Here is a 25,620-nt window from a genome sequence, read left to right as displayed (position 1 = left end):
TTCGTCCCAAAAGTGTTGAAACTGAAAGGCTGAGAATAATTCGATTTAGCATTTTTTACCGAAACGCAAATGTGCGTTATAATTTGTTAAAAAAAGAACTATCTTCGGTTTGAAAAACTAGAAACTGATACACACACTTCCTGTTACCTTGACTCGACGGATATGAAAAAACTACTTTATTTCCTATCATTCTCCATGATAGCTCTTTCTGCATGGTCGCAAACTCCAAGCGCCTGCTTTAGTTCCGGTAATGACGTTTCTTTCAACAAAGGACACAATCTCTCCTGGGGTATTACGAAGGGCGATTTTGACAACGATGGACAACTGGATATTGTTACCACCAGTGCCACCGCAGGATACACCAACAAGATTGCCTTTCTGAAAGGATTGGGGAATGGAAAATTCGCGGCTCCAATCAGCAACAGCGGCGGGCGAAATACGAATTACCTCGAAAATGCCGATTTTGACGGTGACGGAAATCTGGATTTGGCAACTGCCCATCAAACGGGAATTACCATTTACCTGGGGCAGGGAAACGGGGTTTTCGATAGTTTGACGAGCTACGTACTCAGTTACCCGAAAATGATTGCCGTGGGCGACGTGAATGAGGACGGACTCAAGGATATTGTTACCTCAACCGGAAGTTTTGTCCGCGTATTGCTCGCAAATACAGGTGCTCCGGAAACGTTTACGCTCGTATCAACCAACTACAATATCGCCGGAACACTCTCCAACCTGCGGCTTGCAGACATGAACGGAGACGGTCACCTGGATGTAGTCACTTCCGGAAGTAACGGAATCGGTGTTTGTCTGAACAACGCAGCATCATTGGGAAACTTCCTCAACGGAACCAATTATACGGCAGGAACCAATCCCTTCAGCTTAACGGTGACAGATCTCGACAACGATGGAGATATGGACGTTGTCAACACCAATAAAGATGCAAATACCATCACCGTCTTTCTCAACAATGGTTCCGGTGTATTGAGTACCGCCACAGCTTACAATACAGATACCGGCCCCACGGGAATTACGAGCTACGATATCAATGGCGATTCCCACAAGGACATCATCATTGTCAACCAGGCTTCTTCCTCGATGCAAATTTTCTACGGAAGCGCATCCGGAACACTCACACTGAACCAAACCAGCCAATGTCCCGGATCTCCCTACAATGTCATCACCGGGAATTTCAAATCAGATTCACACGAAGACATTGTCTCCTGTAACTATACCGGAACGTATGTCAACTCTTATATCGGGAATGCGGCAAACAACTACGTGCTCCCCGATCTCCACACCGTCGGGACGAATGCCCGGAGCATTCACACCAACGATTTCAACAACGACGGAAACAAAGACCTCGTCTTCACCAATCCGGCCGCGAACTCTTTCGGTATTTTACTCGGTAACGGAAGCGGCGGATTTACTTTAGGAGCAACATATGCAACCGGAACCAATCCGGTTTCGATCATTTCAGGGGATTTGAACAACGACGGAAAAATGGACGTTGTTACAGCAGACAGTACTTCGAACCAGGTTTCTGTTTTTTACGGAAATGGAACGGGAGGTTTTTCTGCCGGTGTTGCTTACCCTGCCGGTGCAGGCCCTGTTGCGGTTAAACTCGGATTATTGAACGGCGATGCATTTCTGGATATTGCTGTTGCAAACCAAAGTTCCAATGCCATATCTACCCTGTTTTCAAGCAGTGGGAGCAGTTTCGGAGCAGCAACATCCATTACGGTCGGCACCACACCTGTCGGGCTGGTTATTTTTGACCGCGACGCTGACGGAGACCAGGATATCGTGGTTGCAAATAAAGGTTCCAACAATATCAGCCGTTTAACAAATGACGGTACGGGGACCTTCACTTCTACCGGTGTAACGACAACAGTCACCGGGCCGGTGGCAATCGATGCAGGAGATTTTGACGGGGACGGCGATATTGATGTAGTTGTATTGGGTTCTGGAGGTGTCGGCAGACTCTTTAATGCTTCCGGAACTTTGACCAATACCACCTACTCCATTCCTTCTCCCACTCCATCCGGACCTTTAGACATCAAACTCCTGGATGCAAACAGCGATGGGAAACTGGATGTTATGACCTTATACAGCGAAGCTTCCGGAACAAGCGGAAATGCGATTGTCTTAATGGGAAATACTTCCAGTAACGCAGCTTTCAATTATAGTACATATCCAACCAGCATCAAACGCTTTACGTCTGAAGTTTTACCAAAAGCACTGGTTGTAGGAGATTTCAATAACGATACCCGAATCGATGCCGCTATTACGAACTCATTCAACAAAAGCGTCAACATCTTATTCAACACCACTCCGAAAATCACTGCCGGAGGGGCCTTGTCTTTCTGTAACGGAAACTCCGTAGCGCTGAACTCGACCTCTGCACTTTGGTACAACTGGAGCCCCAATTCGGAAACCACACAATCAATCAGCGCAACAACTGCGGGAACATACTACACAACCACTTCTTCTTCCTGGAGTGAGTGGTGTTCAAGCAGTTCCAACTCACTGGTTGTTTCTGTAACGGCAGGCCCTTCTGCACCAACTGTTACCGCGGGTGGTTCTACTACACTTTGTGCAGGTGGTTCTGTCGTTCTGACTTCTTCTCAAGCTACCGGAAATCAGTGGTACAAGGATGGATATGCTATTCCGGGAGCTACCGGAACAACCTATACAGCAACTTCCTCCGGAATTTATACCGTAACATATACGTCGACAGGATGTACCTCTGCTCCATCAACTGGGATTACTGTTACAGTGAGCCAAACACCTATGATTACGGCTGGCGGCCCTACGACATTCTGTTCAGGCGGATCAGTGACTCTGACTTCCAGCGTTACCACAAACATTACCTGGTCGAACGGAGCTACCACTCCTTCTATTACGGTGTCAACACCTGGAACGTATACGGTTACGAACACTGTCGGGGCTTGTACTCCGCTGGTTTCAAATTCCATTGTGGTGACAGTCGGGTCGACTTTGTCAACACCGACTATTTCACCTGCAGGACCTGTCAATTTATGTGCGGGAAATACCGTTACATTAACATCGTCTTCAACAGCAAACAATATCTGGTCTACAGGAGCAACCACCCAATCCATTACAGTAAGTACCGCAGGGTCATACTATGTACACTTGGATAACGGTTCATGTACCTCTTCCAACTCATCACCGGTAACGGTGACCACATCTGCAGCACCATCTGCACCGACTATCACGGCAAGCGGAGCAACAACGTTCTGTACGGGTGGTTCTGTAACGCTGACTTCCAGCACAGGAACTGCTTATTTGTGGTCGAATGGTGCTACGACACAATCCATTACCGTGACCAATTCGGGATCGTATACGGTTCAGGTGACAAACGCAGCGGGATGTCAGAGTCCGGCAAGCGTAGCCACAACTGTTACTGTGAGCGCTGCTCCTTCCACTCCGACGATTACAGCTGGCGGACCAACGTCTTTCTGTACCGGAGGTTCGGTTGTACTGACTTCCAGCACGGGAACGTCTTATTTATGGTCAAACGGTGCGACAACACAATCTATTACCGTGACGACTGCCGGTTCTTATACCGTTCAGGTGACAAACGCAGCGGGATGTCAAAGTGCGGCAAGTCTTGCAACAACTGTTACTGTGAACACAGCTCCTGCAACTCCGACCATTACCGCAGGCGGGACAACGACATTCTGTACCGGAGGTTCGGTGACACTGACTTCCAGCACCGGGAACTCATACTTGTGGTCAAACGGCGCAACAACTCAATCCATTACTGTGACTACAGCGGGAACCTATTCTGTTCAGGTAACGAATGCTTCCGGATGTCAGAGTGTGGCTAGTGCAGCTACAACTGTTACTGTGAACACAGCTCCTGCAACTCCGACCATTACCGCAGGCGGGACAACATCATTCTGTTCGGGCGGATCAGTTACATTGACTTCCAGCGCAGGAACTGCTTACCTGTGGTCAAACGGTGCGACAACACAATCCATTACTGCGACAACAGCGGGATCGTATACCGTACAAGTTACCAATGCTTCCGGATGTCAGAGTGCAGCCAGTACTGCAACGACGGTTACAGTCAATGCGGCTCCTGCAACCCCAACAATCACTGCAAGCGGATCAACAACTTTCTGTACGGGAGGTTCGGTGACATTGACTTCCAGCACCGGGAATGCTTATTTGTGGTCGACCGGAGCTACCACGCAATCCATTACGGTGACAACTGCCGGTTCTTATACGGTTCAGGTTACAAACGCTTCAGGATGTCAAAGTGCGGTAAGTGCGGCAACAACAGTTACTGTGAACGCCTTGCCGACAACTCCAACCATTACAGCCGGTGGTTCAACGACATTCTGTGCAGGCGGATCAGTGACATTGACTTCCAGCACCGGAACTGCTTATTTGTGGTCAAATGGCGCGACAACGCAATCCATCACTGCAACAACAGCGGGATCGTATACCGTACAAGTTACCAACGCTTCGGGATGCCAAAGTGCTTCCAGTGCAGCAGCAACTGTTACTGTAAACGCAGCTCCTTCCACTCCGACCATTACAGCTGGCGGACCAACGTCTTTCTGTACCGGTGGTTCGGTTACACTGACTTCCAGCACCGGAACGTCTTATTTATGGTCGAACGGAGCGACTACGCAATCCATTACCGCTACAACAGCAGGATCGTATACCGTACAAGTAACGAACGCTTCCGGATGCCAGAGTGCGGCAAGTATTGCCACGACTGTTACTGTTAATTCAGCTCCTTCAGCTCCAACAATTACAGCCAGTGGCGCGACCTCATTCTGTACCGGCGGTTCCGTTACCTTGACTTCCAGCGCAGGAACGGCATACTTATGGTCAAACGGTGCGACAACGCAATCCATTAACGTAACTGCTTCCGGAACATACACTGTGCAAGTTACCAACGCCTCCGGATGTCAGAGCGCGGCAAGTACTCCAACAACTGTTACCGTAACAACACCTCCGAGCACGCCATCCATCACGGCTGGTGGAGCAACAACATTCTGTACGGGTGGATCAGTAACATTAACTTCCAGCGCCGGAACTGCTTATTTGTGGTCAACAGGTGCAACAACTCAATCCATTAACGTAACAACTTCCGGTTCATACACCGTTCAGGTAGCGAATGCTTCGGGGTGTCAAAGTGCAGCAAGTGCGGCAGTTGTTGTGACAGTCAATGCTGCTCCTTCCACTCCAACTATTACAGCAGGCGGTTCAACCACATTCTGTACCGGTGGTTCGGTTACACTGACTTCCAGCACCGGAACTGCTTATTTGTGGTCAACAGGTGCAACAACGCAATCCATTAACGTAACAGCTTCCGGAACCTATACCGTTCAGGTTACAAATGCTTCAGGATGTCAAAGTGCAGCGAGTACAGCGACAACTGTTACAGTTAATTCGCTTCCGGCAACTCCAACAATCACCGCGAGTGGTTCAACGACATTCTGTGCAGGCGGTTCGGTTACACTGACATCCAGCACGGGAACGTCTTATTTATGGTCGAATGGTGCTACGACGCAATCCATCATCGTTACAACAGCGGGATCATATACTGTCCAGGTTACAAATGCTTCAGGATGTCAAAGTGCGGCAAGTCTTGCAACAACTGTAAATGTAAACGCGGCTCCTGCAACTCCAACAATCACTGCAAGTGGCGCTACTACTTTCTGTACAAGTGGGGCAGTAACACTGACTTCCAGCACGGGAACTGCATACTTGTGGTCGACCGGAGAAACGACTCAGTCAATCTCCGTAACGACAGCCGGTTCTTATACCGTTCAGGTTACAAACGCTTCGGGATGTCAAAGTGCAGCAAGTACGGCGACAACTGTTGTCGTTAATGCTCTTCCGGCAACGCCTACAATCACGGCAAGTGGTTCGACTACTTTCTGTGCAGGCGGATCAGTGACGCTAACTTCCAGCACCGGAACCGCTTACTTGTGGTCGAATGGTGCTACAACGCAATCAATCACTGTCACTACGGCAGGATCATATACTGTCCAGGTTACAAACGCTTCGGGATGTCAAAGTGCGGCAAGTGCGGCTACAACAGTTGTCGTTAATGCACTTCCTTCCACTCCAACAATCACGGCAAGTGGTTCAACGACATTCTGTGCAGGTGGATCAGTGACGCTAACTTCCAGCACCGGAACTGCATACTTGTGGTCGAATGGTGCTACAACACAATCAATCACTGTCACTACAGCTGGATCATATACCGTTCAGGTTACAAACGCTTCGGGATGTCAAAGTGCTGCAAGTGCGGCTACAACAGTTGTCGTTAATGCACTTCCTTCCACTCCAACAATCACGGCAAGTGGTTCAACGACATTCTGTGCAGGTGGATCAGTGACGCTAACTTCCAGCACCGGAACCGCTTACTTGTGGTCGAATGGTGCTACAACGCAATCCATCACCGTTACAACAGCGGGATCATATACTGTCCAGATTACAAATGCTTCCGGATGTCAAAGTGCGGCAAGTACAGCAACAACTGTTGTCGTTAATGCTCTTCCGGTAACACCTACAATCACTGCAAGTGGTTCGACTACTTTCTGTGCAGGTGGATCAGTGACGCTAACTTCCAGCACCGGAACTGCTTACTTATGGTCGACCGGAGAAACGACTCAATCAATCACTGTCACTACGGCAGGATCATATACTGTCCAGGTTACAAATGCTTCGGGATGTCAAAGTGCTGCAAGTGCAGCGACAACAGTTGTCGTTAATGCACTTCCTTCCACTCCAACAATCACGGCAAGTGGTGCAACGACATTCTGTGCAGGTGGATCAGTGACGCTAACTTCCAGCACCGGAACTGCTTACCTGTGGTCGAATGGTGCTACAACGCAATCAATCACTGTCACTACAGCAGGATCATATACTGTCCAGGTTACAAATGCTTCCGGGTGTCAAAGTGCATCGAGTACGGCTACTACCGTTACTGTAAACGCTTTACCGGCAACACCAACTATTACAGCAGGCGGCCCAACAACTTTCTGTTCAGGAAGTTCGGTGACTTTAACTGCCAGTACAGGAACCTCTTACTTGTGGTCGAATGGCGCAACAACGCAATCCATTAACGTAACTGCTTCCGGAACATACACGGTGCAAGTTACCAACGCCTCCGGATGTCAGAGTACTTCCAGTGCAACAACGACTGTCACCGTCAATCCGAAACCTGCAACGCCTACTATTACAGCAGGCGGCTCAACCACTATCTGTCTCGGACAAACGGTTACCCTGACATCCAGTTCAGGAACGTCTTATTTGTGGTCGACCGGGGCAACAACACAATCCATCACAGTTGGTACAGCAGGTACGTATACCGTACAAGTTGGGAATGCATTCGGCTGTTTAAGTAATCCGAGTGCTCCGAGAACTGTCAACGTCAATGTAACTGTTGCAACGCCGTCTATCTCCGCAAGCGGACCAACTACTTTCTGTGACGGAGGTTCGGTGACCCTGACGTGTACTACCGGATTCTACTTCCTGTGGTCAACCGGTCAAACGACACAATCCATTACAGTTGATTCTTCCGGAACCTTCACGGTACAACGTGTGAACGGTTTGGGATGTCAAAGTAATCCGAGTGCTCCGGTTACCGTAACCGTTAATCCGTTGCCGACAGCTCCGACAATCACTGCAGGAGGCCCAACAACCTTCTGTGCAGGTGGCTCTGTGACACTGACTTCCAGTGCAGGAACCTCTTATTTGTGGTCAAACGGGGCAACCACTTCTTCCATTACTGTGACAAACAGCGGTTCTTATACTGTACAAATAACGGATGGAAACGGCTGTCAAAGTCCGGCAAGTGCCGCTACTGTCGTTACAGTAAATCCAAATCCGAATACGCCGACCATTACAGCAAGCGGACCAACGACTTTCTGTGACGGAGGTTCCGTCACATTAACTTCCAGCATTGAAAACGCATATTTGTGGTCAACCGGGGAAACAACGCAGTCGATTACCGTAACGACTTCCGGATCTTATTCCGTTCAGGTAACTAACGGATTCGGGTGTTCTAATACGACAGCATCTACCGTTACGGTCAATCCAAACCCTGCGGTTCCGACTATTACAGCAGGCGGAGCAACAACTTTCTGCGACGGCGGTTCTGTAACGTTGACTTCCAGTCCTGAAAACGCTTATTTGTGGTCAACTGGCGCAACAACATCATCCATTAATGTGACCACTTCCGGGTCCTATTCCGTTCAGGTGACTAACACATTCGGATGTTCCACTTCAGTGGCGGCATCTACAGCGGTAACGGTGAATCCGATTCCTGCTGTTCCAACAATCACAGCAAGCGGACCGACTACTTTCTGTTCGGCTGGAGGTTCTGTCGTATTGACTTCTTCTGCTTCAACAGGAAACTTGTGGTCGACAGGTGAAACAACGCAATCGATCACAGTGACAACGACCGGATCGTATACTGTAGAGCAAATCCTGCTCGGATGTTCTTCCGGAGCTTCGGCTTCAACAGACGTATTGGTGAACCCTACTCCGGCTACGCCAACGATTACAGCTGGCGGTGCAACTACTTTCTGCGACGGAGATTCAGTGATCCTGACTTCTTCCGCTGCAACCGGAAATGTATGGTCAACAGGAGAAACAACGCAATCTATTACTGTAACGACTGCAGGAACATATTCCGTGAACGTAGTTGACGGGCCGTGTACTTCCGCAGTTTCAAACAGCATCAGCATTACCGTGAATCCAATTCCGGCTTTGCCAACAATTACCGCAAGCGGACCGACGACCTTCTGTTCTGCCGGCGGTTCTGTGGTATTGACTTCTTCTGCTTCAACAGGAAACTTGTGGTCGACAGGTGAAACAACACAATCGATCACGGTGACAACGACCGGATCGTACACTGTGGAGCAAATCCTGCTCGGATGTTCTTCCGGGGCTTCTGCTTCAACAGACGTATTGGTGAACCCTACTCCGGCTACGCCAACGATTACAGCTGGTGGTGCAACCACTTTCTGCGACGGGGATTCCGTGATCCTGACTTCTTCCGCTGCAACCGGAAATGTGTGGTCAACAGGTGAAACAACGCAATCTATTACTGTAACAACTGCAGGAACATATTCTGTGAATGTAGTTGACGGGCCGTGTACTTCCGCAGTTTCAAACAGCATCAGCATTACTGTGAATCCAATTCCGGCTTTGCCAACGATTACCGCAAGCGGACCGACGACCTTCTGTTCTGCCGGCGGTTCTGTGGTATTGACCTCTTCGGCTGTAACAGGAAACTTGTGGTCGACAGGTGAAACAACACAATCGATCACAGTGACAACGACCGGATCGTACACTGTGGAGCAAATCCTGCTCGGATGTTCTTCCGGGGCTTCTGCTTCAACAGATGTACTGGTAAACCCTACTCCGGCTACGCCAACGATTACAGCTGGTGGTGCAACCACTTTCTGCGACGGAGATTCCGTGATCCTGACTTCTTCCGCTGCAACCGGAAATGTATGGTCGACAGGTGAAACAACGCAATCTATTACTGTAACGACTGCAGGAACATATTCTGTGAACGTAGTTGACGGACCGTGTACTTCCGCAGTTTCAAACAGCATCAGCATTACCGTGAATCCAATTCCGGCTTTGCCAACAATTACCGCAAGCGGACCGACGACTTTCTGTTCTGCCGGCGGTTCTGTGGTATTGACTTCTTCTGCTTCAACAGGAAACTTGTGGTCGACAGGTGAAACAACACAATCGATCACGGTGACAACGACCGGATCTTACACTGTGGAGCAAATCCTGCTCGGATGTTCTTCCGGGGCTTCTGCTTCAACAGATGTACTGGTGAACCCTACTCCGGCTACGCCAACGATTACAGCTGGCGGTGCAACTACTTTCTGCGACGGAGATTCCGTGATCCTGACTTCTTCCGCTGCAACCGGAAATGTATGGTCGACCGGAGAAACAACGCAATCCATTACGGTAACAACTGCAGGAACATATTCTGTGAAAGTAGTTGACGGGCCGTGTACTTCCGCAGTTTCAAACAGCATCAGCATTACTGTGAATCCAATTCCGATTGTTCCGGTTGTTACTGCGGGTAGTTTGACAACATTCTGTGACGGTGGTTCGGTTACACTGACTTCTTCCATTTCAAGCGGCAATGTTTGGTCAACAGGTGAAACAACACAGTCCATCATCGTTACAACCAGCGGATCGTATACCGTAGAACATATCGTACTTGGCTGTACATCCGGCCCTTCGGACGAGATTGTCGTGACAGCGAACCCGCTTCCTGCTACTCCGACCATTACGACCAGCGGGCCAACGACATTCTGTGACGGTGGTTCCGTAACATTGACTTCGTCTTCAACAGCAGGAAACATCTGGTCGACCGGAGAAACAGCGCAATCCATTACAGTAACTACTTCCGGTTCCTATTCACTGGAAGTGACAAATGCCTTCGGGTGTTTGTCCTCAGCGATTTCAGCAATTAACGTAACGGTGAACCCGATCCCGGCAGTTCCGACCATTACAGCAAGTGGGCCAACAACATTCTGTTCGGCTGGTGGTTCTGTTGTACTGACTTCTTCTGCTTCAACAGGAAATGTGTGGTCGACAGGTGAAACAACGCAATCCATCACGGTGACAACAACCGGATCATATACGGTAGAACAAATCCTGCTCGGATGTTCTTCCGGGGCTTCTGCTTCAACAGATGTACTGGTAAACCCTACTCCGGCTACACCAACTGTGACTGCAAGTGGCGCAACAACGTTCTGTGACGGAAGTTCAATTGTTCTGACCTCGTCTTCCGCAACAGGAAACGTGTGGTCAACAGGAGAAACCACACAATCCATTACGGTTTCCACATCCGGAACATACTTTGTAAATGTGGTTGACGGGCCTTGTACATCGGCAGTTTCAAACAGCATCAATGTAACAGTGAATCCGATTCCGGCAACACCGTTCATTACTGCAGACGGAGCAACGACGTTCTGTGACGGTGGTTCGGTTACATTGACCTCATCTTCTCCAACAGGAAATACCTGGTCAACAGGAGCAACAAGCACATCAATTACCGTAACAACCAGCGGTGTATATACCTTGAATGTAACGGCTTTGGGCTGTACCAGCGCAAATGCTTCTGAAACAATCACAGTGAATCCGATTCCGGCAGCTCCGGTGGTTACAGCAAGTAGTGCAACTACATTCTGTGACGGTGGTTCCGTAACATTGACGTCTTCTGCATCTTCCGGAAATTTCTGGTCGACTGGGGAAATGACGCCATCTATCACTGTAAGCACGAGTGGTTCGTACAGCGTTTCGCAAACCGTTCTAGGATGTACTTCTACCTCTTCCACTCCGGTTAGTGTAGTCGTGAATCCACTTCCTTCCGTACCAACTATTACGGCAAGCGGAGTGACCACATTCTGTGCAGGTGGTTCCGTGACGTTGACTTCGTCTTCACCAACCAATAACGTTTGGTCAAACGGGGCAACAACACAGTCCATCACGGTAAATGCATCCGGAACATTCCAGGTTGAAGTGATCACAAACGGATGTACTTCCGGAAGCTCTGCTTCAACAACTGTTACGGTGAATTCGTTACCTGCAACTCCGGTGATTACGGCTGCATCTTCAACATCTATCTGCGCGGGAACTTCCGTGATACTAACTTCTTCCGCAACATCTGGAAATATTTGGTCGACAGGTGAAATCACACAATCGATTACCGCTTCCATTTCCGGAAATTATACGGTTTCGGTTACTGACGGAAACGGATGTACATCTGCTACCTCAGCGCCAATAACCATCAGTGTGAACCCGCTTCCTACAGCTCCGGTTGTGAGTCTGAGCGGACCAATCACTTTCTGCGCTGGTGGTTCGGTAACCCTGACTTCGTCTTACGGTTCAGGCAACTTGTGGTCCGGTGGTGCAACTTCGAATTCCATCACGGTGAGCAACAGCGGAATCTTTACAGTAACACATACTGACGCAAACGGATGTGTTTCTCCGGCTTCGGCTCCGGTAACAGTAACCGTGAATCCGATCCCTGCCGCTCCGGTTATCACAGCTGGCGGCCCTACCACTTTCTGTGCCGGTGGATCAGTAACCCTGAGTTCTTCCGCAACTAGTGGCAACTCCTGGTCAACAGCTGAGTCGACAGAAGATATCGTTGTAACGGCAAGCGGTACGTACACGGTCATCTACACCGACGCAAACGGTTGTTCTTCTCCGGCATCAGCTCCGATTACTGTAACAGTTCTTGCTAATCCGGCAGCACCAACCATTACGGCAAGCGGTGCAACGACCATCTGCCAGGGATCTTATGTGACGCTGACTTCTTCTTATCCTTCCGGAAATATCTGGTCGACAGGAGGAATGACACCAAACATCAATGCAACGATCAGTGGAAACTATACCGTAACGTATACGAATGCAAACGGTTGTTCAACAACCAGCAACCCGATTACAATTACCGTAATTCCGGTTTCTGCTATCCCGACAATCTCGTCTTCCGGATCAACAACAATTTGTGACGGTTCCAGCATTACGCTGACTTCCTCAGATCCGAACAGTACCTGGTCTACAGGAGCAACAACACAAACCATTACGGTAACAACTTCCGGAGGATATTCCGTAGTGGGTAACCAAACCGGATGTCCGTCCCAGCCTTCTGCGCCGGTGATGGTAACCGTGAACCCGGTTCCGGCTGTTCCATTGGTGACTCCGAGCGGTTCAACAACTATCTGCCAGGGTGACGAATTATTCCTCTTCACTTCCGGTACGGGAACCAACACGTGGTCGACCGGTTACGTAGGACAGGTATTGTCAGTAACCACTTCAGGTAATTACTGGGTTACGGTGCAAAACGCTTATGGATGTTCTTCTTCTTCGGCAACAGTGCATGTAATGGTGAATCCGAACCCGGTTGTATCAATCGATCCGTTTGAAGCTTTGTGTACTTATGCTGCTCCGTTTGCACCGGCAAATGGCTCTCCTGCAGGTGGAAACTACTCCGGAAACGGCATCACAAACAACGTCTTCTACCCTGCTTCTGCCGGAGTTGGTTCTTCAATCATAACGTATACGTATGTAGATGGAAACGGATGTTCGAATACTGCACAAACGATTATCGACGTGAATGACTGTGCCGGAATCAAAGAATACGAGCAAGCTTCGTTCGCAATCTTCCCGAACCCGAACAACGGCCAGTTTAAAATTACATCCAATGGAAACCCGATGGACCTGATCATCATTTACGATGCGCAGGGGAAAATGGTCTTCAACGAATCATACTCCGGTGTTTTCGCACTTGAATTTAACCTGAGCGATTACTCCAACGGAGTTTACTATATCGAAATTCGATCCGACCAGGAAATCAACGAACGGATTCCGCTTGTGATCAATCATTAATTTTCAGAACCCCTGGCTTTTTGCCGGGGGTTTTCGTTTTATACACACAGAAAATCATCTCTTTGCATGATCCGGGAAATGCAAAATTGGTGAGCAGGTTCTTGTTAACAACTATTTCTGTTACTAATTTTAGCAGATGCAATTATTCAGATATTTGGATTCCATATCAGAGCGAATGAAATACGTTTATACCCTTTTACTCTCCATCTGCAGCTACTGTGCTTTCGGCCAGGGAACAACTAATTTAACACCGGAAGATCGTGCATACCTCTTTCACATCGTGAAAAAAAGCCCGATTCTGGATAACAGCATCGGACGTTATTTTGAGTATTCCGGTCCGATGGTGCGCCTGATGAATAAGGAACTGAACTACGATTCGATTGAAAGTTATATCATCAACAACCCGAATTCGCTGTTCATCCGCACGGGAGAAATTGAAAAATCACCCAAGGGAATCATTGCGGAAGCAGCAAACAAAATGGCCTTGTGGGAATTGAACAAGGTACTGCTTGCTTCCAGGCAATCTGAAAACGATTTGGAAAAATACCGCACACAATACAACCAGTTTGAAGGAATGCTGATTTCCAAACTTCCTGCTTCAGCTCTGAAAACGGAAAATGGAGTTCTCGGGGTTCACAAAAAAATCCTTCCTGTTTTGAATCCGAGTCTGAGTTTCGACGACAAAGCGGCAATGCTTGCAACCTTCCACTTCCTGTCGGCAGAAGATCAGTTGATGACCATTGAAGCAATGAATTATGCGATCAATGCCTATGTCGAAAACCGGTCTTACGCTATTTTCCTGCAACTGGGAGGAACAGCCGAAAACTTCAAAAATGTGCTGATCGCGGCCGGAGATGGTTCGGAAACCTCCGGTTTGCTTAACGAACGGGAAAAAGACGAAAACGGACGCTGGAACAAAGGTTTGCCGAAAGCGGTTGGTCTATTCCCTTATGAAGCGAAGATCATCGAAGCATCCAAACGAAATAAAACGGCACTGGAACCGGTTCGCATGCCGGCTCTTGACTTTGAAACAGTCGGAGAAAACCGCCTCACACAACTCCACTTCGATGTTTGGGGCTACAACGCCAAAAAACAAACCACGGTGGTGATTGAACGAAACGGAAAGTCCTACCACCTCTTCGGTGCAAATGACACGCGTTTCCTCTCCCCTGATTCAACCTATAGCGACGGAAAAACGTTCCAGGCGGTAATCAATGAACTGGAGAAGGATAAAATTGCCAAGTTGTGGGATAAGATTTACGGAAAACGCGGTTACGATTACGAAATTGAGACGGCCAAAAAGCGCAAAGACGAAACCGAAAAGAAAATCAACGAAAAAGAACACAGTTATTCGGATATTACGCAGGGAACAATCACAACGAGTTCAAAGGTTCCGGGTTCAGTGAAACGTGCCCGAAAAAAGGCCTACAAAAAGAATGCGAACGGGGAGTTCAATGCACAGCCGAAAACCTATTCTGACAAGAAAACGCGCAGAAAAAAGCAAACAGGAATCGTGTACCTCTATGGGGAATACGACCGCTACAAACGCATGATTGAAGAGCTTGAAAAAGAAAAACAGGCGGCAATTGACTTGATGGCTATTTATCAGCGCAGACTGGATTCATACAGAACCGCCATGGGCTACCATTGGGTAGAATATACGGAAAAAGACGGCTTTTATACCTTCTCCGATTCAGCAACGTTTGACTTATATACGCAGGAATTCACTTTCCCGGCAGATACCTTGAAAACGCCGTTCGAAGTGAGGCTGATTGCTGTGCCGGACGGACCGCTTTCCGACAATGCAGACGAAGTGATGCTCCACGTAAACCTGGTGGATTCAAAACCCGGATTCGATGCACGCGTTCAATTGAACCTGGTAGACCAGTTCGAATCCAACAAATGGGATTTGAGTCAGTCCTTGTTGAATCTTTCCGACAGCGTTTCCGTGAGACAGTTCTTTGAGGCACTTCTCGATAAGAAACTGCATTTTGAGGTAATTGCACGCGGACAAGGTGTTGGAAAATGGAACGGTTCCAACGTGGTGAGAGCCAGCGACCGCACAGAGTGGAACGCGTATCAGGGAGGAACGGATCAAGAGCGTTTGAAATCCAAAATGGATTCTTCCAACGTGAGATTACGCGCTACGGAAGTCAACATTTTCCTCAACCGGGGAATCAAATTGGAAGTAAACACCTTTACTGATCCGGTGAAAACGAATTTAAAAGCCAATGACGAATCGATTCAGAACGAGCTGAACAAGTATCACCTAACCGGTAACGATTACCTTTCTGCACTTAGAACGGCATCTGTGATTCAAAAACTGAAAACCGAACTGAACGTACTGGCAGGAACCTATATGACGCGGGAAGAAGCGAAAATGATCATTGACCGGTTGAACAAACAACTGGACGGTGTGAAAGTAAGTTGCGGGCCTACTTCATTCAAATGGCAGGAGCTTTTAAACATCCGCTAGCATGTCCCTGATCCTCGTTTATTCACTGATTTCGCTATTCATCGCCTGGATTTGGGTAGATTATTTCCGCCTGATCGATATTCATCAGAAAAACAGTCTGCTCCATGCGGTGATTGCGTTTTTACTGGGCGGGAGTTCCGTGTTTCTGGTTTTCGGGGTACATGAATACCTTCTGAACGGTTGTCAACTGGAAATCAACGGAAACATCTTCAATGACCTGGCCTATGCAATTCTACAGATCGGAATGCTGGAAGAATTTTCCAAGTTCTGTGCCTTTTTAGCCTTCTTCCTGCTGTTCAAAAAAGAATTGAAGGAACCCATCGATTATTTGATGTACGTTTCGACCTGTGCACTGGGGTTTTCAGCAGTAGAACATGTACTCTACTTTCATGAAAACGGCCCGGAGATCATTAACGGACGGGCTATTCTTGCAACGGTGGGCCACATGTTCGATACATCAATCATCGCTTACGGTTTGATTTTATTTCGTTTCAAACGGGAGAAAAATTCGTTCCTGACGGTTTTGGTTTCCTTCCTGCTGGCCTCATTCGCCCACGGGATTTACGACTTTTTCCTGATGTACCCACCGTTGGAGCAAATCGGCTGGATTTTCACTATTCTTTATTTCCTGGTGACCATTTCCGTCTTCTCGGTCATCCTCAACAACTCAATCAACAATTCCCCCTTTTTCAGCTATAAGGAAATCATCGATTCCTCATTTGTTTTCAGGAGGCTACTCATCTATTACGGAATTATTTTTGTCATCCAGTTTCTATTGACACTGCTTGATCACAACCTGGAATGGAGTATTCAGTCCATCGTGTCATCTGTCATTTACACCGGCACAATCATCATTTTGACCATCGGTCGTTTGAGCCGCTTTAACCTCATTCGCGGACGCTGGGAAAAGATCAAACTCGAATTCCCATTCAAATTTGTAGGTGGTACTTCCACTCCTATCGGAAGCAGGTTTGCCATCAAGGGTGAAAATTTCAACGAAGCACACATCAACCCGTTTATGGAGAGCTATTTTTACCTGAACCCGATTTCCCGGCAGTCGCGTTACCTGCAGAGCAAAAAACTGGCTTATATGGAACACAAGGTGGTTTCGAAAAAGAACGAAGTATTCTACATTATCCGTTTATACGAAAGCGATCAATCCAGTCCGTATACTGTTCACCTGCTGCGTGCAAAACTGACGTATCCCAATATGGTCAAAGACACCTACCCGATTGCCGGCGTATTAAAAGTCGAAAATCCGGAAGCAACATCAGAAGCGAAGTCGATCAAAAAGTATTCGTTTAAGGAATATGCTGTTTTGTTACCGATGAGTTGAAATTGGAGGCAGGATATTTGGAGTCAAGACAAGCGATTATTAATATAAACCAATCCTGACTCTGAAAGTCTTATCTCCTGACTCAATCCTCAACCAACTCCTCCAGCAAATTCACAGTATACAACTGCTCGCTTGCCCGCGTAACCGCCGTGTACAACCAGCGTAGAAAGGAAAAATCCAGCTGTTCGGGTTCCAGGTAGCCGTGATCGACAAAAACAGATGCCCATTGCCCACCCTGCGATTTGTGACACGTCACCGCATAGGCAAACTTGATCTGCAACGCATTGAAATAAGGAGATTTCATGATTTCCTGGTAGCGTTTCTGCTTATTCCGCTCGTGCATATAATCCTTTTCAATTTCGAAGAAAAGCTGCTTCATAAAATTGCGATCCAGGTTCGGCTGTTCAATCGAAAGCGTTTCCATAAATGCAATGGCTTCAAAACGATCCAGATCCGGGTAATCGATCATCGAAACTTCCAGGTGTGCAAAACGGACATCGTAGAGTGTTTCAATTTTCCGGATGCGGTGCACCTTCAGTAATTCCCCGTTGGCAATAAATCCTGCCGAACTCAGTGGATCCAGCCAGAAATAATTGTTCTTGACGACCATCAGTAAATCTCCTCCGCACAATTCTTCTTCCATCATCAAAATACGGTTGCGAATATGCTGATTATAGAGGTTAGCCCGTTTGTTCGATCGCGTAACGATCATTACCTCATCTGTTCCGCAATTGCTGTAGGAAGATTCGATCTTTTCAATGAGTTCATCCCCCGGAACAGCTTTCACATCCGAAAAGGAATGCAGGTCGAGTTTCGGAAGTGTTCCTTCAATCTGAGCCTGGCGAATGCGTGTAGCGTTTTCCAGGATTCCGGAGTCTTGTCGTTGCCTCACAACCGAAGTCAGCCCGTAAACCGTAAAATGCACCAACGGAAAATGCTGATTGAGGTAAGCGGTACTCAATGCCGGACTTTCATCCGCTCCGACCGGCGGGAGCTGTCCTTCATCCCCCAATAGAATCAACTTGCAGTTTTCTCCGCTTAAGGTATATTGAAAAACATCCTCAAGCAGGTTTCGCGATACGCTTCCGTCTGATTGCAGGGAATAATCCCCAATCATAGAAGCTTCATCGATAATGAACACCACATTCTTCGATTTATTCGGTGCCAGCTGCAGTTTTACGCCTCCATCCGGTCCGCTTGCAGTGAAATAAATCCGTTTGTGAATCGTTGTAGCCGGCATTTTCGATCTCAAAGACAGTACTTTGGCTGCCCGTCCTGTAGGAGCCATCAGTACCGTGCGTCGTTTCAACACATTCAGCGCCTGGATATACGCACCCAGAATACTGGTTTTTCCCGTTCCGGCATAGCCTTTCAGAATAAAGCAGGAAGGATTTTCCCGGTCGAACGTAAAATGTGCCAGATGGCGGATCAATAGTTCCTGTTCCTCATTCGGCTGGTGTCCGAAAAAAGACAAGATGAGCCGGTAGCATTCTTGTTCGAGGGATTCTGCGTTCATTGGATAAAATTACGAGTATCTCTCATACTTTTCATACAAAAGATTTGCTTTTTCTTCCTGGCGTTTCGTGAAACATTATCTGTGTAAATCTGCATGCAAAAATGAACCACATAGGGACGTAGAACACATAGCAGATCGAATAGATGATCCCAAACCCGCAGGGAATAAATAGAACGCCCGGCTCAGAAGAGTTTTGCTATATTTGTACAAAACCAGTTTGTGCAGTTAATACTCGAAATTACGCAGCAAAGCATCGCGGCATTCCAATTGAACGGGAACGACATACAGCTTCTTGATAAGGCTTTGTGCGTCAAAAAAACCGATGCCGGATATAAAGAAGTACTCAGCCAGGTGATTGAAAAAGTAGGAAATCTCGACCGGTTTGAGCATTTCTCCTGCTCGTATTTCGGTCAGGAATTCTGTCTGGTACCAAATTCGCTCTTTGCAGCGTCAGATCCGGAGACTTTATTACACTATTCCGTACACAAATCCATTTCCAAAAGCGATGTAGACTACAATCGTCTGCCGGAATGGACTTCGGTGATCGTTTATCAACTCCCTATGTGGGTAAAATCCGTATTGATCCTCAAAGCCCCTAGAATCGTGATCCAGCATGAGTTGACCCATGTATTGCGCTACCTCACAACCGGTTCACTCATTCCCTTACGCGCTCATCTGGTAATGCACGAAGAGCAGTTTTCCCTGATTGTAAGAAAAGACGGGAATATTGTTCATGCCAGTATCCAGGAATACCAAAATGAAGATGACATTGTCTATCACCTCGCGATGGTATTCACCCAGCTTCAGATCAACGGGAAAAACGAATTATTCATTCACGGAACCGGTGAAGCAGTAGAGAACACGCAGAAAAAACTGGAAATGCAACTCAAACGAATCCAGGTATTTGAACCGTCGAAAATCGAAATACAAACATCCAATCACCTTCAATTTCAGTCATTGTGCGTATAGTAAGAGGTATTTATAAAGCCAGAAGATTTAGTCCCCCAAAAAGTTTTCCATCGAGACCGACAACCGATTTTGCCAAAGAAGGAATTTTCAACATTCTGGAAAACAGGTACAGCCTGTTGAACCTCAACATTCTCGATTTATGTGCCGGCACAGGAAATATTTCGCTGGAATTTTTGTCGCGGGAAGCCGGAAATGTGACCTCCGTAGACAAGCACCCGGTGTGCGTCAAATTCATGTACAAACTCAAAAACGAACTGGGCATTGAAGACGAATGGCTCATCACGAAGAATGAAGTAAGAAATTACCTGGAACAGTGTACCGACAGTTTTGACCTGATCTTTGCCGATCCGCCATATGATCTGACGTTCCACCAGACCCTGGTACATCTTATCCGTGAGCGAAAACTGCTCAACCCGGGAGGAATCTGCCTGATCGAACACGGAAAACAAACCGATTTGAGCCAGGAAGACGGATACGTAGAAACACGAAACTTTGGAAATGTTTACTTTAGTTTCTTTCAATTTGACTGATTATGAAAAAAATTGCCTGCTTTCCCGGATCCTTTGATCCGTTTACCAAAGGTCATGAAGATATTATCCGCAAAGGATTGAACCTGTTTGACGAAATCGTGATTGCGGTTGGCGTGAATTCAAGTAAGAATTACCTGTTCCCGCTTGAAAATCGCTTGAGACACATTCAAAGCTGTTTTGAGAACGAACCGAAAATCCGCGTGATTACGTACCAGAAATTAACCGTTGATATGTGCCTGGAAGAAGGATGCAACTACATTCTCCGTGGTTTAAGAGACGTGAAAGACTTCAATTATGAAGTACCGATTGCCCTGATGAACCGCTCCATGAGCGAAATCGAAACCGTTTTCTTAATTCCCGATACTTCCCTGTTTGCGATCAATGCCACGATCATCCGGGAGATTTACAAAAATGGCGGGAAAATTGATAAGTATGTAACGAATTTCGAACACCTCGTTAATTAGACATGAACAAATACGCTCTTCTTGTCCTCCTGATTCTCTCCGCATTTTCCGGAATCCGTGCGCAATCACTGACCGAAATTACCGGATATGCTCCGGCATACGTCGGTAAGGAAGTGGAACTTTTCCAGATTTCGGATTTCATTACCCTGCGGGAAGAACGCATCGCTTCGGCAACGGTAAAACCAGACAGCACCTTCAGCCTGGTATTTAACCTCGATGAAACACGCAAGCTGATGCTGAAATCGGACAACAACAGAGGAGCAATCTTCGCCAATCCCGGCGCAAAATACGAGGTTTTCTTTCCGGAAAAGAACAAATACGACGTCTACAACCCATCCGGGAACTTCGTGGAACTGTCGTTTTTCAACCTGGACAAAAGCGACATCAACTATAAGATTCTCGAATTCAACCGCTGGAACGATGAGTTCATTGCGCGGTATTACACCAAAAACAACGCGGATTCCAAGTACTTCGTAGCACGCCTGGATACCTTCAAAACAGCCGTGGAGCGCTATTACCGTGCCGATACGCTGGACAAGTATTTTGCGTATCACCGCAAATTTACCATTGCAAAACTGGATGATTTGCGCTTCGTGGGAAGCCGGAATCAGTATGAGAAATACGATTTTTACATCCGCTCTACCCCGGTCTATTACCAGAACGAGGCCTACTGCCAGTACATCAATCATTATTACGAAAAGCTGCTTCCGCGTATCCATTCGGAAATCAATAACCGCATTTACCTGGGAATTCTGAAGTCGAGCCCGACGGCCATTTATAACGCCATGTCGAAGGAGTACACCTTGCAGCACAACTACAAACTGCGCGAGCTGATCATGCTGAAGACCCTTTCAGAATGTTTTTACGAAAAAGATTACCCGCAGACGAATATCCTGACCGTCCTGGACAGCGTCTCCAAATTCGGACTGTTCCCGGAAAACAGGAATGTGGCACAAAACATTTATTTTCGATTGACAGAGTTATCAGCCGGTGCAAAAGCTCCTGATTTCCTTTTGAAAGAAGGTCCGAAAGAGCTCACCCTGCGAAGCTTCGGGAAGAAATACTTATACCTATTCTTTGTGGATCCGACAAGTTTGGAAAACACCAAACAAATGAACCTGCTGAAGCCGATTTACGAACGTTACAAAGACATCATTCACTTCGTTATGGTCTATAAAGACAAACCGGAAAACCCGGTCGACGCGGAGAAACTGAAAAACGAATACCCGTGGAAAGTGATTCCCACCCAGGAAAGTAATTCCATTTTCAAGAACTATAACGTAGTGAATTATCCGTACTACGTACTGGTTGATCCTTACGGTTATGTGGTAGGCGCTCCTGCTTTGGGGCCTGTTCCGAACGGGGTTTACGAAACGATCGACCGGACCTTTTTCATGATCCAAAAAGCACTTAAAGAAGGAAACGGAACAGATCGGTAAATTGTCGGTACGTAATTCGCGAATTCGAGTTATTTTTACAAAAAAATGACAGAATGCGTTACAATTTAAGCGAAGTAACAGCGATTATTCGCGATCGCAGAACAATTTATCCGGAGCAATACAGCACAAGAAAGATTCACAAAGAACAAATCGAACTATTATTGAACAACGCAACCTGGGCACCTACACACGGGATGACCCAGCCGTGGAAATTCATCGTTTTCCAGGACAATGCACTCGTTGAGTTGTCAGAAAGCCTCGGAAAAATCTATTTAACCGAAATTCCGAAAGAAAAACAGGTCGACAGCAAACTGGGCAAACTCATGAGTCGCCCGAAAATGGCAAGTGCCGTGATCGCTATCGTTTTGAACCGCGAAGAAGGAACACGCATCAGCGAGGAAGATGATTTCGCTGCTGTTGCCTGTGCAGTACAAAACATGCACTTGACAGCAACCGCCCAGGGAATCGGTGCTTTTTGGGCAACTCCGGGTGTAATCAAGTTCGATTCATTCAGCGAATTCCTCGGATTGGAAAAAGGACAACGCTGCATCGGCTTATTTTACCTCGGGTATCCATCTATCGAATGGCCGAAAGGACAACGCAAGCCAATCGAGTATGTCACTGAGTGGAAGCAATAAGCCCAAACTAAATACGTTAAAGTTCCAACGAAACAGACTCATTGTGCGTTCATGAAAAAAGAAAGAAAACCGAAAACAATGCAAAAACCGATCTTATTCTTATTTATTTGTGCTTTTGCAGGTCTTTCTTATGGACAAAAGTTGAAAAAGGAGCGCTTCCCGTCTTACTTCGGAATTGTTGCCTCTCCGGTGATTCCGAATAACTTTATCGGGGCCGTACACACCGAAATGCAGGATGAAAAAAAATCCATGACAGCTGACTTTCACAATAAATGGGGTTACACATTCGGCGGAACCATCCGGATCGGTTTATCCAAATCTATCAGCATCGAAACGGGAATTTCCCAGGTGAGACGTGTGTACAATGTAGGGATTTCTATTCCTGATTCGAACTTGTATACGCAAAAGAAACTGGCTTTCATCAACTACGATATTCCGGTGAACGCTTTATTTTATGTGAAACTGACAGACAGTTGGTACATGGATGCATCGCTGGGTGTTTCAATCACGCACTACCCTTCCGATGTCCAGGATTCCATGCAGCCAACTTCCAAGAAGTCGGTATTTATCCAGGGACGCAGAACAGCTAGTACGTATTTTGCCATGAACGCAGGGATCGGGTTTGAGTACCGCACCGAAAAAGCCGGGATTTTCTTTCTTGGAGCCGGGGCAAAAGTTCCGTTCAAACCGCCGCTGTTCGGTGTGGCGATTCTGCGCCAGAGCGGAAGCGGAACAGAACTTTTCGCATACCAGCCCATTACAGCCGGTTATTTCACCATTGATTTCAGATACTTCATCCCGACACCGAAAAAGAAGAAGGATCCCGGAAATAAAAGTTTGATCGAATAGTTTTAAAAGGTGAACAGGTTCCGGGTTGTTTTATACCTTTTGAACTTTTCAAACACAGCATACATGAACATTCCACAAAGAGCTCAGGAAATTATCCGGGCATTTGATCTGAAAAGTCACCCGGAAGGCGGCTTTTATTACGAAACGTACCGTTCTTCCGACACACTTCCCGGGAAGAACCGCCAGCTTTTAACAAGCATCTATTTTCTCATTACAGGAGACAGCTGTTCCCGTTTTCACCGGATTCAATCCGATGAATGCTGGTATTTTCACGAAGGATCGCCTTTACAGGTTCACAGCCTTCTTCCCGACGGATCACATGAAATTACGGAACTGGGCTTAAACCTGGAACAGGGAGAAGTGCCTTTCCACGTGGTTCCTGCCCGTACCATTTTCGGTTCGCACCTCAAAAACAACGAAGGTTACGCTTTTGTCTCCTGCGCAGTAGCACCGGGCTTCGATTTTGAAGATTTCGAGTTATATACTGCGGAAGAACTTCTGAAAGACTATCCGCAGCATCCGGCAATCATCGAAAAGCTGACCTGAGATGGCAAAATGGCGGGTTTACCTCATGGGATTTGCCACGCTGCTCATGGCTCCCTTAGGATGGCTCTTGTGCGGCATGCCTCCGGTTTGGAACTTCCTGCAACCGGAACGAATCTGGAGCACCTGGACTGCTATCGGGGTTGAATTCGGTATTTTCACCGGAATCCTGATGCTGATTCTCACCAATACGGAAACGGCACGGAAGAGTTTTTCCGTACAACACCAGCTCATCAAATCACTCCGGTTGCATGTGATTGACATCTTGTTTTTATCGCTATCCGCCGGGTTCGGGGAAGAAATCCTGTTTCGGATAGCCGTTCAGCAATGGCTCCACCCCATTTTAGCATCCATCGCTTTTGTAGCTATCCATGGCTACATTCTTCCCAATGATTGGGACACGACCAAATACGGAATCCTGGTTTGTTTATTTATTACGGTTCTGAGTTATGCCGTTTCAGGAGAACAGGGCTTGTGGTTCTGTATTGCGGCACACGCCAGCTACGACTTTGTGCTTTTCCATTTCTGGGGAAGAAACTAAGGCTCAATGTAAATCACCAGGCGGTTTGTCTGCTGGCTCAGAAAACAAATCGGGAACACTACCGAAGGGTCTGCTTTGATTTTTTCCAGCATCCGCAAAGTACATGCCGATTCAGGCACTTGCAGCATTGCTCCGGAGTATTGCAGGTTCAATTCCCGCAATCCGCTCATATACTGCATCGAATCAGGTAGTTTTTGCAGGTTGTTGTAGCTTAAATCCATAAACTGCATCCCGGAAAGAAAACCAAGGTCTTCCGGAAGTTTCCGGATCGCATTGCGGTTCAGGTCCAATTGCTCAAGTTTCCGGAGACTTCCCAGCGAATCTGAAACATAGACCAGTTTGTTGTTGGAAATAAACAGGCGTTCCAGGTTTTTCAATCGGCAGATACAGTCCGGGATAGAATCAATATCGTTGAAAGCCAAACTCAGTACTTTGAGGTTCTTCAATTCACAGATCGCTTTCGGGAAGGAAGTCATTTTGTTTCTACCGAGATAGAGCACTTCGAGGTTCTGTAAGTTGGAAATTTCCCCGTCGATCTCTGTGATCTTATTTCCGAAAAAAGACATTTTGGTGATCGTCGTATCGAGAAACAAGTCGAAAGGAATATCCTGCAGGTGCCTGTGGTTCATCATTATCTCTCTGCCGTCCGTACGGGTTGCAGTTATAACCGAACAGGAAGCCAGCAGGCTCATGATCATTATCCAGGAAACATGCTTCCAATTCATCGTAGCCCGAAAGTACTAAAAAGTGCTATGCGAAAGCAAAAAAAATGTAACCGGTTCAAAAAGTTCAATAGCACATTTTAACCCCTTTAAACGCTTCAACTCTTTAAACTTGTCAGAATAAACAGCGAGTTCAAAACATACAAAAAGTGAATCCATTAAACCAATT

13 protein-coding genes are annotated in these 25,620 nt (G+C 47.1%); 11 read left to right on the top strand and 2 right to left on the bottom strand.

Translation table 11 applies throughout. From position 1 onward, the window contains the following. Positions 1 to 162: 162 nt before the first annotated feature. From ABDV94_RS01255 to ABDV94_RS01245, 3 genes are all read left to right on the top strand, one after another. Positions 163 to 13,428 (top strand): FG-GAP-like repeat-containing protein, encoded by a 13,266-nt coding sequence (locus ABDV94_RS01255; protein ID WP_343604073.1) that lies wholly within the window; start codon positions 163 to 165, stop codon positions 13,426 to 13,428. A gap of 175 nt (positions 13,429 to 13,603) precedes the next feature. Then, on the top strand, positions 13,604 to 15,904 hold the full coding sequence (locus tag ABDV94_RS01250) for a hypothetical protein (protein ID WP_343604072.1): 2,301 nt from the start codon (positions 13,604 to 13,606) through the stop codon (positions 15,902 to 15,904). Position 15,905: 1 nt separating this feature from the next. Further along, entirely contained in the window at positions 15,906 to 17,240 is a 1,335-nt protein-coding gene (locus ABDV94_RS01245) for a PrsW family glutamic-type intramembrane protease (RefSeq protein ID WP_343604070.1), read from the top strand. 82 nt (positions 17,241 to 17,322) lie between these two features. On the opposite strand, the gene ABDV94_RS01240 is transcribed toward ABDV94_RS01245, so the two are convergent. Continuing rightward, positions 17,323 to 18,756, bottom strand: coding sequence for an AAA family ATPase (locus tag ABDV94_RS01240; RefSeq protein WP_343604069.1), 1,434 nt, complete (start codon positions 18,754 to 18,756; stop codon positions 17,323 to 17,325). 219 nt (positions 18,757 to 18,975) lie between these two features. On the opposite strand from ABDV94_RS01240, the gene ABDV94_RS01235 reads away from it, so the two are divergent. The 8 genes from ABDV94_RS01235 (at position 18,976) to ABDV94_RS01200 (ending at position 24,729) form a co-directional block, all read left to right on the top strand. After that, positions 18,976 to 19,725: a DUF3822 family protein gene (locus ABDV94_RS01235; protein WP_343604068.1), complete on the top strand. Its 750-nt coding sequence runs from the start codon at positions 18,976 to 18,978 to the stop codon at positions 19,723 to 19,725. Then, entirely contained in the window at positions 19,716 to 20,255 is a 540-nt protein-coding gene (locus ABDV94_RS01230) for an RsmD family RNA methyltransferase (RefSeq protein WP_343604066.1), read from the top strand. Before ABDV94_RS01235 ends, ABDV94_RS01230 begins: the two co-directional genes overlap by 10 nt. A 2-nt stretch (positions 20,256 to 20,257) precedes the next feature. Further along, complete coding sequence (gene coaD / locus ABDV94_RS01225) at positions 20,258 to 20,719, top strand: pantetheine-phosphate adenylyltransferase (protein ID WP_343604064.1); 462 nt, start codon at positions 20,258 to 20,260, stop codon at positions 20,717 to 20,719. A 2-nt stretch (positions 20,720 to 20,721) separates the two neighbouring features. Then, positions 20,722 to 22,158, top strand: coding sequence for a thioredoxin-like domain-containing protein (locus tag ABDV94_RS01220; RefSeq protein WP_343604063.1), 1,437 nt, complete (start codon positions 20,722 to 20,724; stop codon positions 22,156 to 22,158). A 53-nt stretch (positions 22,159 to 22,211) separates the two neighbouring features. Beyond that, entirely contained in the window at positions 22,212 to 22,796 is a 585-nt protein-coding gene (locus ABDV94_RS01215) for a nitroreductase (RefSeq protein ID WP_343604061.1), read from the top strand. Between the two features lie 78 nt (positions 22,797 to 22,874). Next, positions 22,875 to 23,645, top strand: a complete 771-nt coding sequence (locus ABDV94_RS01210; protein ID WP_343604059.1) for a hypothetical protein — start codon at positions 22,875 to 22,877, stop codon at positions 23,643 to 23,645. A gap of 63 nt (positions 23,646 to 23,708) precedes the next feature. Beyond that, positions 23,709 to 24,191: a cupin domain-containing protein gene (locus ABDV94_RS01205; RefSeq protein WP_343604057.1), complete on the top strand. Its 483-nt coding sequence runs from the start codon at positions 23,709 to 23,711 to the stop codon at positions 24,189 to 24,191. A gap of 1 nt (position 24,192) precedes the next feature. Then, entirely contained in the window at positions 24,193 to 24,729 is a 537-nt protein-coding gene (locus ABDV94_RS01200; RefSeq protein WP_343604055.1) for a CPBP family intramembrane glutamic endopeptidase, read from the top strand. On the opposite strand, the gene ABDV94_RS01195 is transcribed toward ABDV94_RS01200, so the two are convergent. Continuing rightward, the gene (locus ABDV94_RS01195) at positions 24,726 to 25,454 is read right to left on the bottom strand and encodes a leucine-rich repeat domain-containing protein (protein WP_343604053.1); all 729 of its coding nucleotides are present in this window, start codon (positions 25,452 to 25,454) and stop codon (positions 24,726 to 24,728) included. The genes ABDV94_RS01200 and ABDV94_RS01195 overlap by 4 nt on opposite strands. Positions 25,455 to 25,620: the final 166 nt, after the last annotated feature.

Origin of the sequence: Fluviicola sp. (assembly GCF_039596355.1) — a bacterium.
GTDB lineage: Bacteria > Bacteroidota > Bacteroidia > Flavobacteriales_D > Crocinitomicaceae > Fluviicola.
Note: the sequence above shows the minus strand (reverse complement) of the source record. Positions and strands in the feature narration are given on the sequence as shown.

Coding starts and splice junctions, on each gene's coding strand:
- ABDV94_RS01255 (WP_343604073.1), top strand. CDS start 163: ATGAAAAAACTACTTTATTTCCTATCATTCTCCATGATAGCTCTTTCT.
- ABDV94_RS01250 (WP_343604072.1), top strand. CDS start 13,604: ATGAAATACGTTTATACCCTTTTACTCTCCATCTGCAGCTACTGTGCT.
- ABDV94_RS01245 (WP_343604070.1), top strand. CDS start 15,906: ATGTCCCTGATCCTCGTTTATTCACTGATTTCGCTATTCATCGCCTGG.
- ABDV94_RS01240 (WP_343604069.1), bottom strand. CDS start 18,756: ATGAACGCAGAATCCCTCGAACAAGAATGCTACCGGCTCATCTTGTCT.
- coaD (WP_343604064.1), top strand. CDS start 20,258: ATGAAAAAAATTGCCTGCTTTCCCGGATCCTTTGATCCGTTTACCAAA.
- ABDV94_RS01220 (WP_343604063.1), top strand. CDS start 20,722: ATGAACAAATACGCTCTTCTTGTCCTCCTGATTCTCTCCGCATTTTCC.
- ABDV94_RS01215 (WP_343604061.1), top strand. CDS start 22,212: ATGCGTTACAATTTAAGCGAAGTAACAGCGATTATTCGCGATCGCAGA.
- ABDV94_RS01210 (WP_343604059.1), top strand. CDS start 22,875: ATGCAAAAACCGATCTTATTCTTATTTATTTGTGCTTTTGCAGGTCTT.
- ABDV94_RS01205 (WP_343604057.1), top strand. CDS start 23,709: ATGAACATTCCACAAAGAGCTCAGGAAATTATCCGGGCATTTGATCTG.
- ABDV94_RS01200 (WP_343604055.1), top strand. CDS start 24,193: ATGGCAAAATGGCGGGTTTACCTCATGGGATTTGCCACGCTGCTCATG.
- ABDV94_RS01195 (WP_343604053.1), bottom strand. CDS start 25,454: ATGAATTGGAAGCATGTTTCCTGGATAATGATCATGAGCCTGCTGGCT.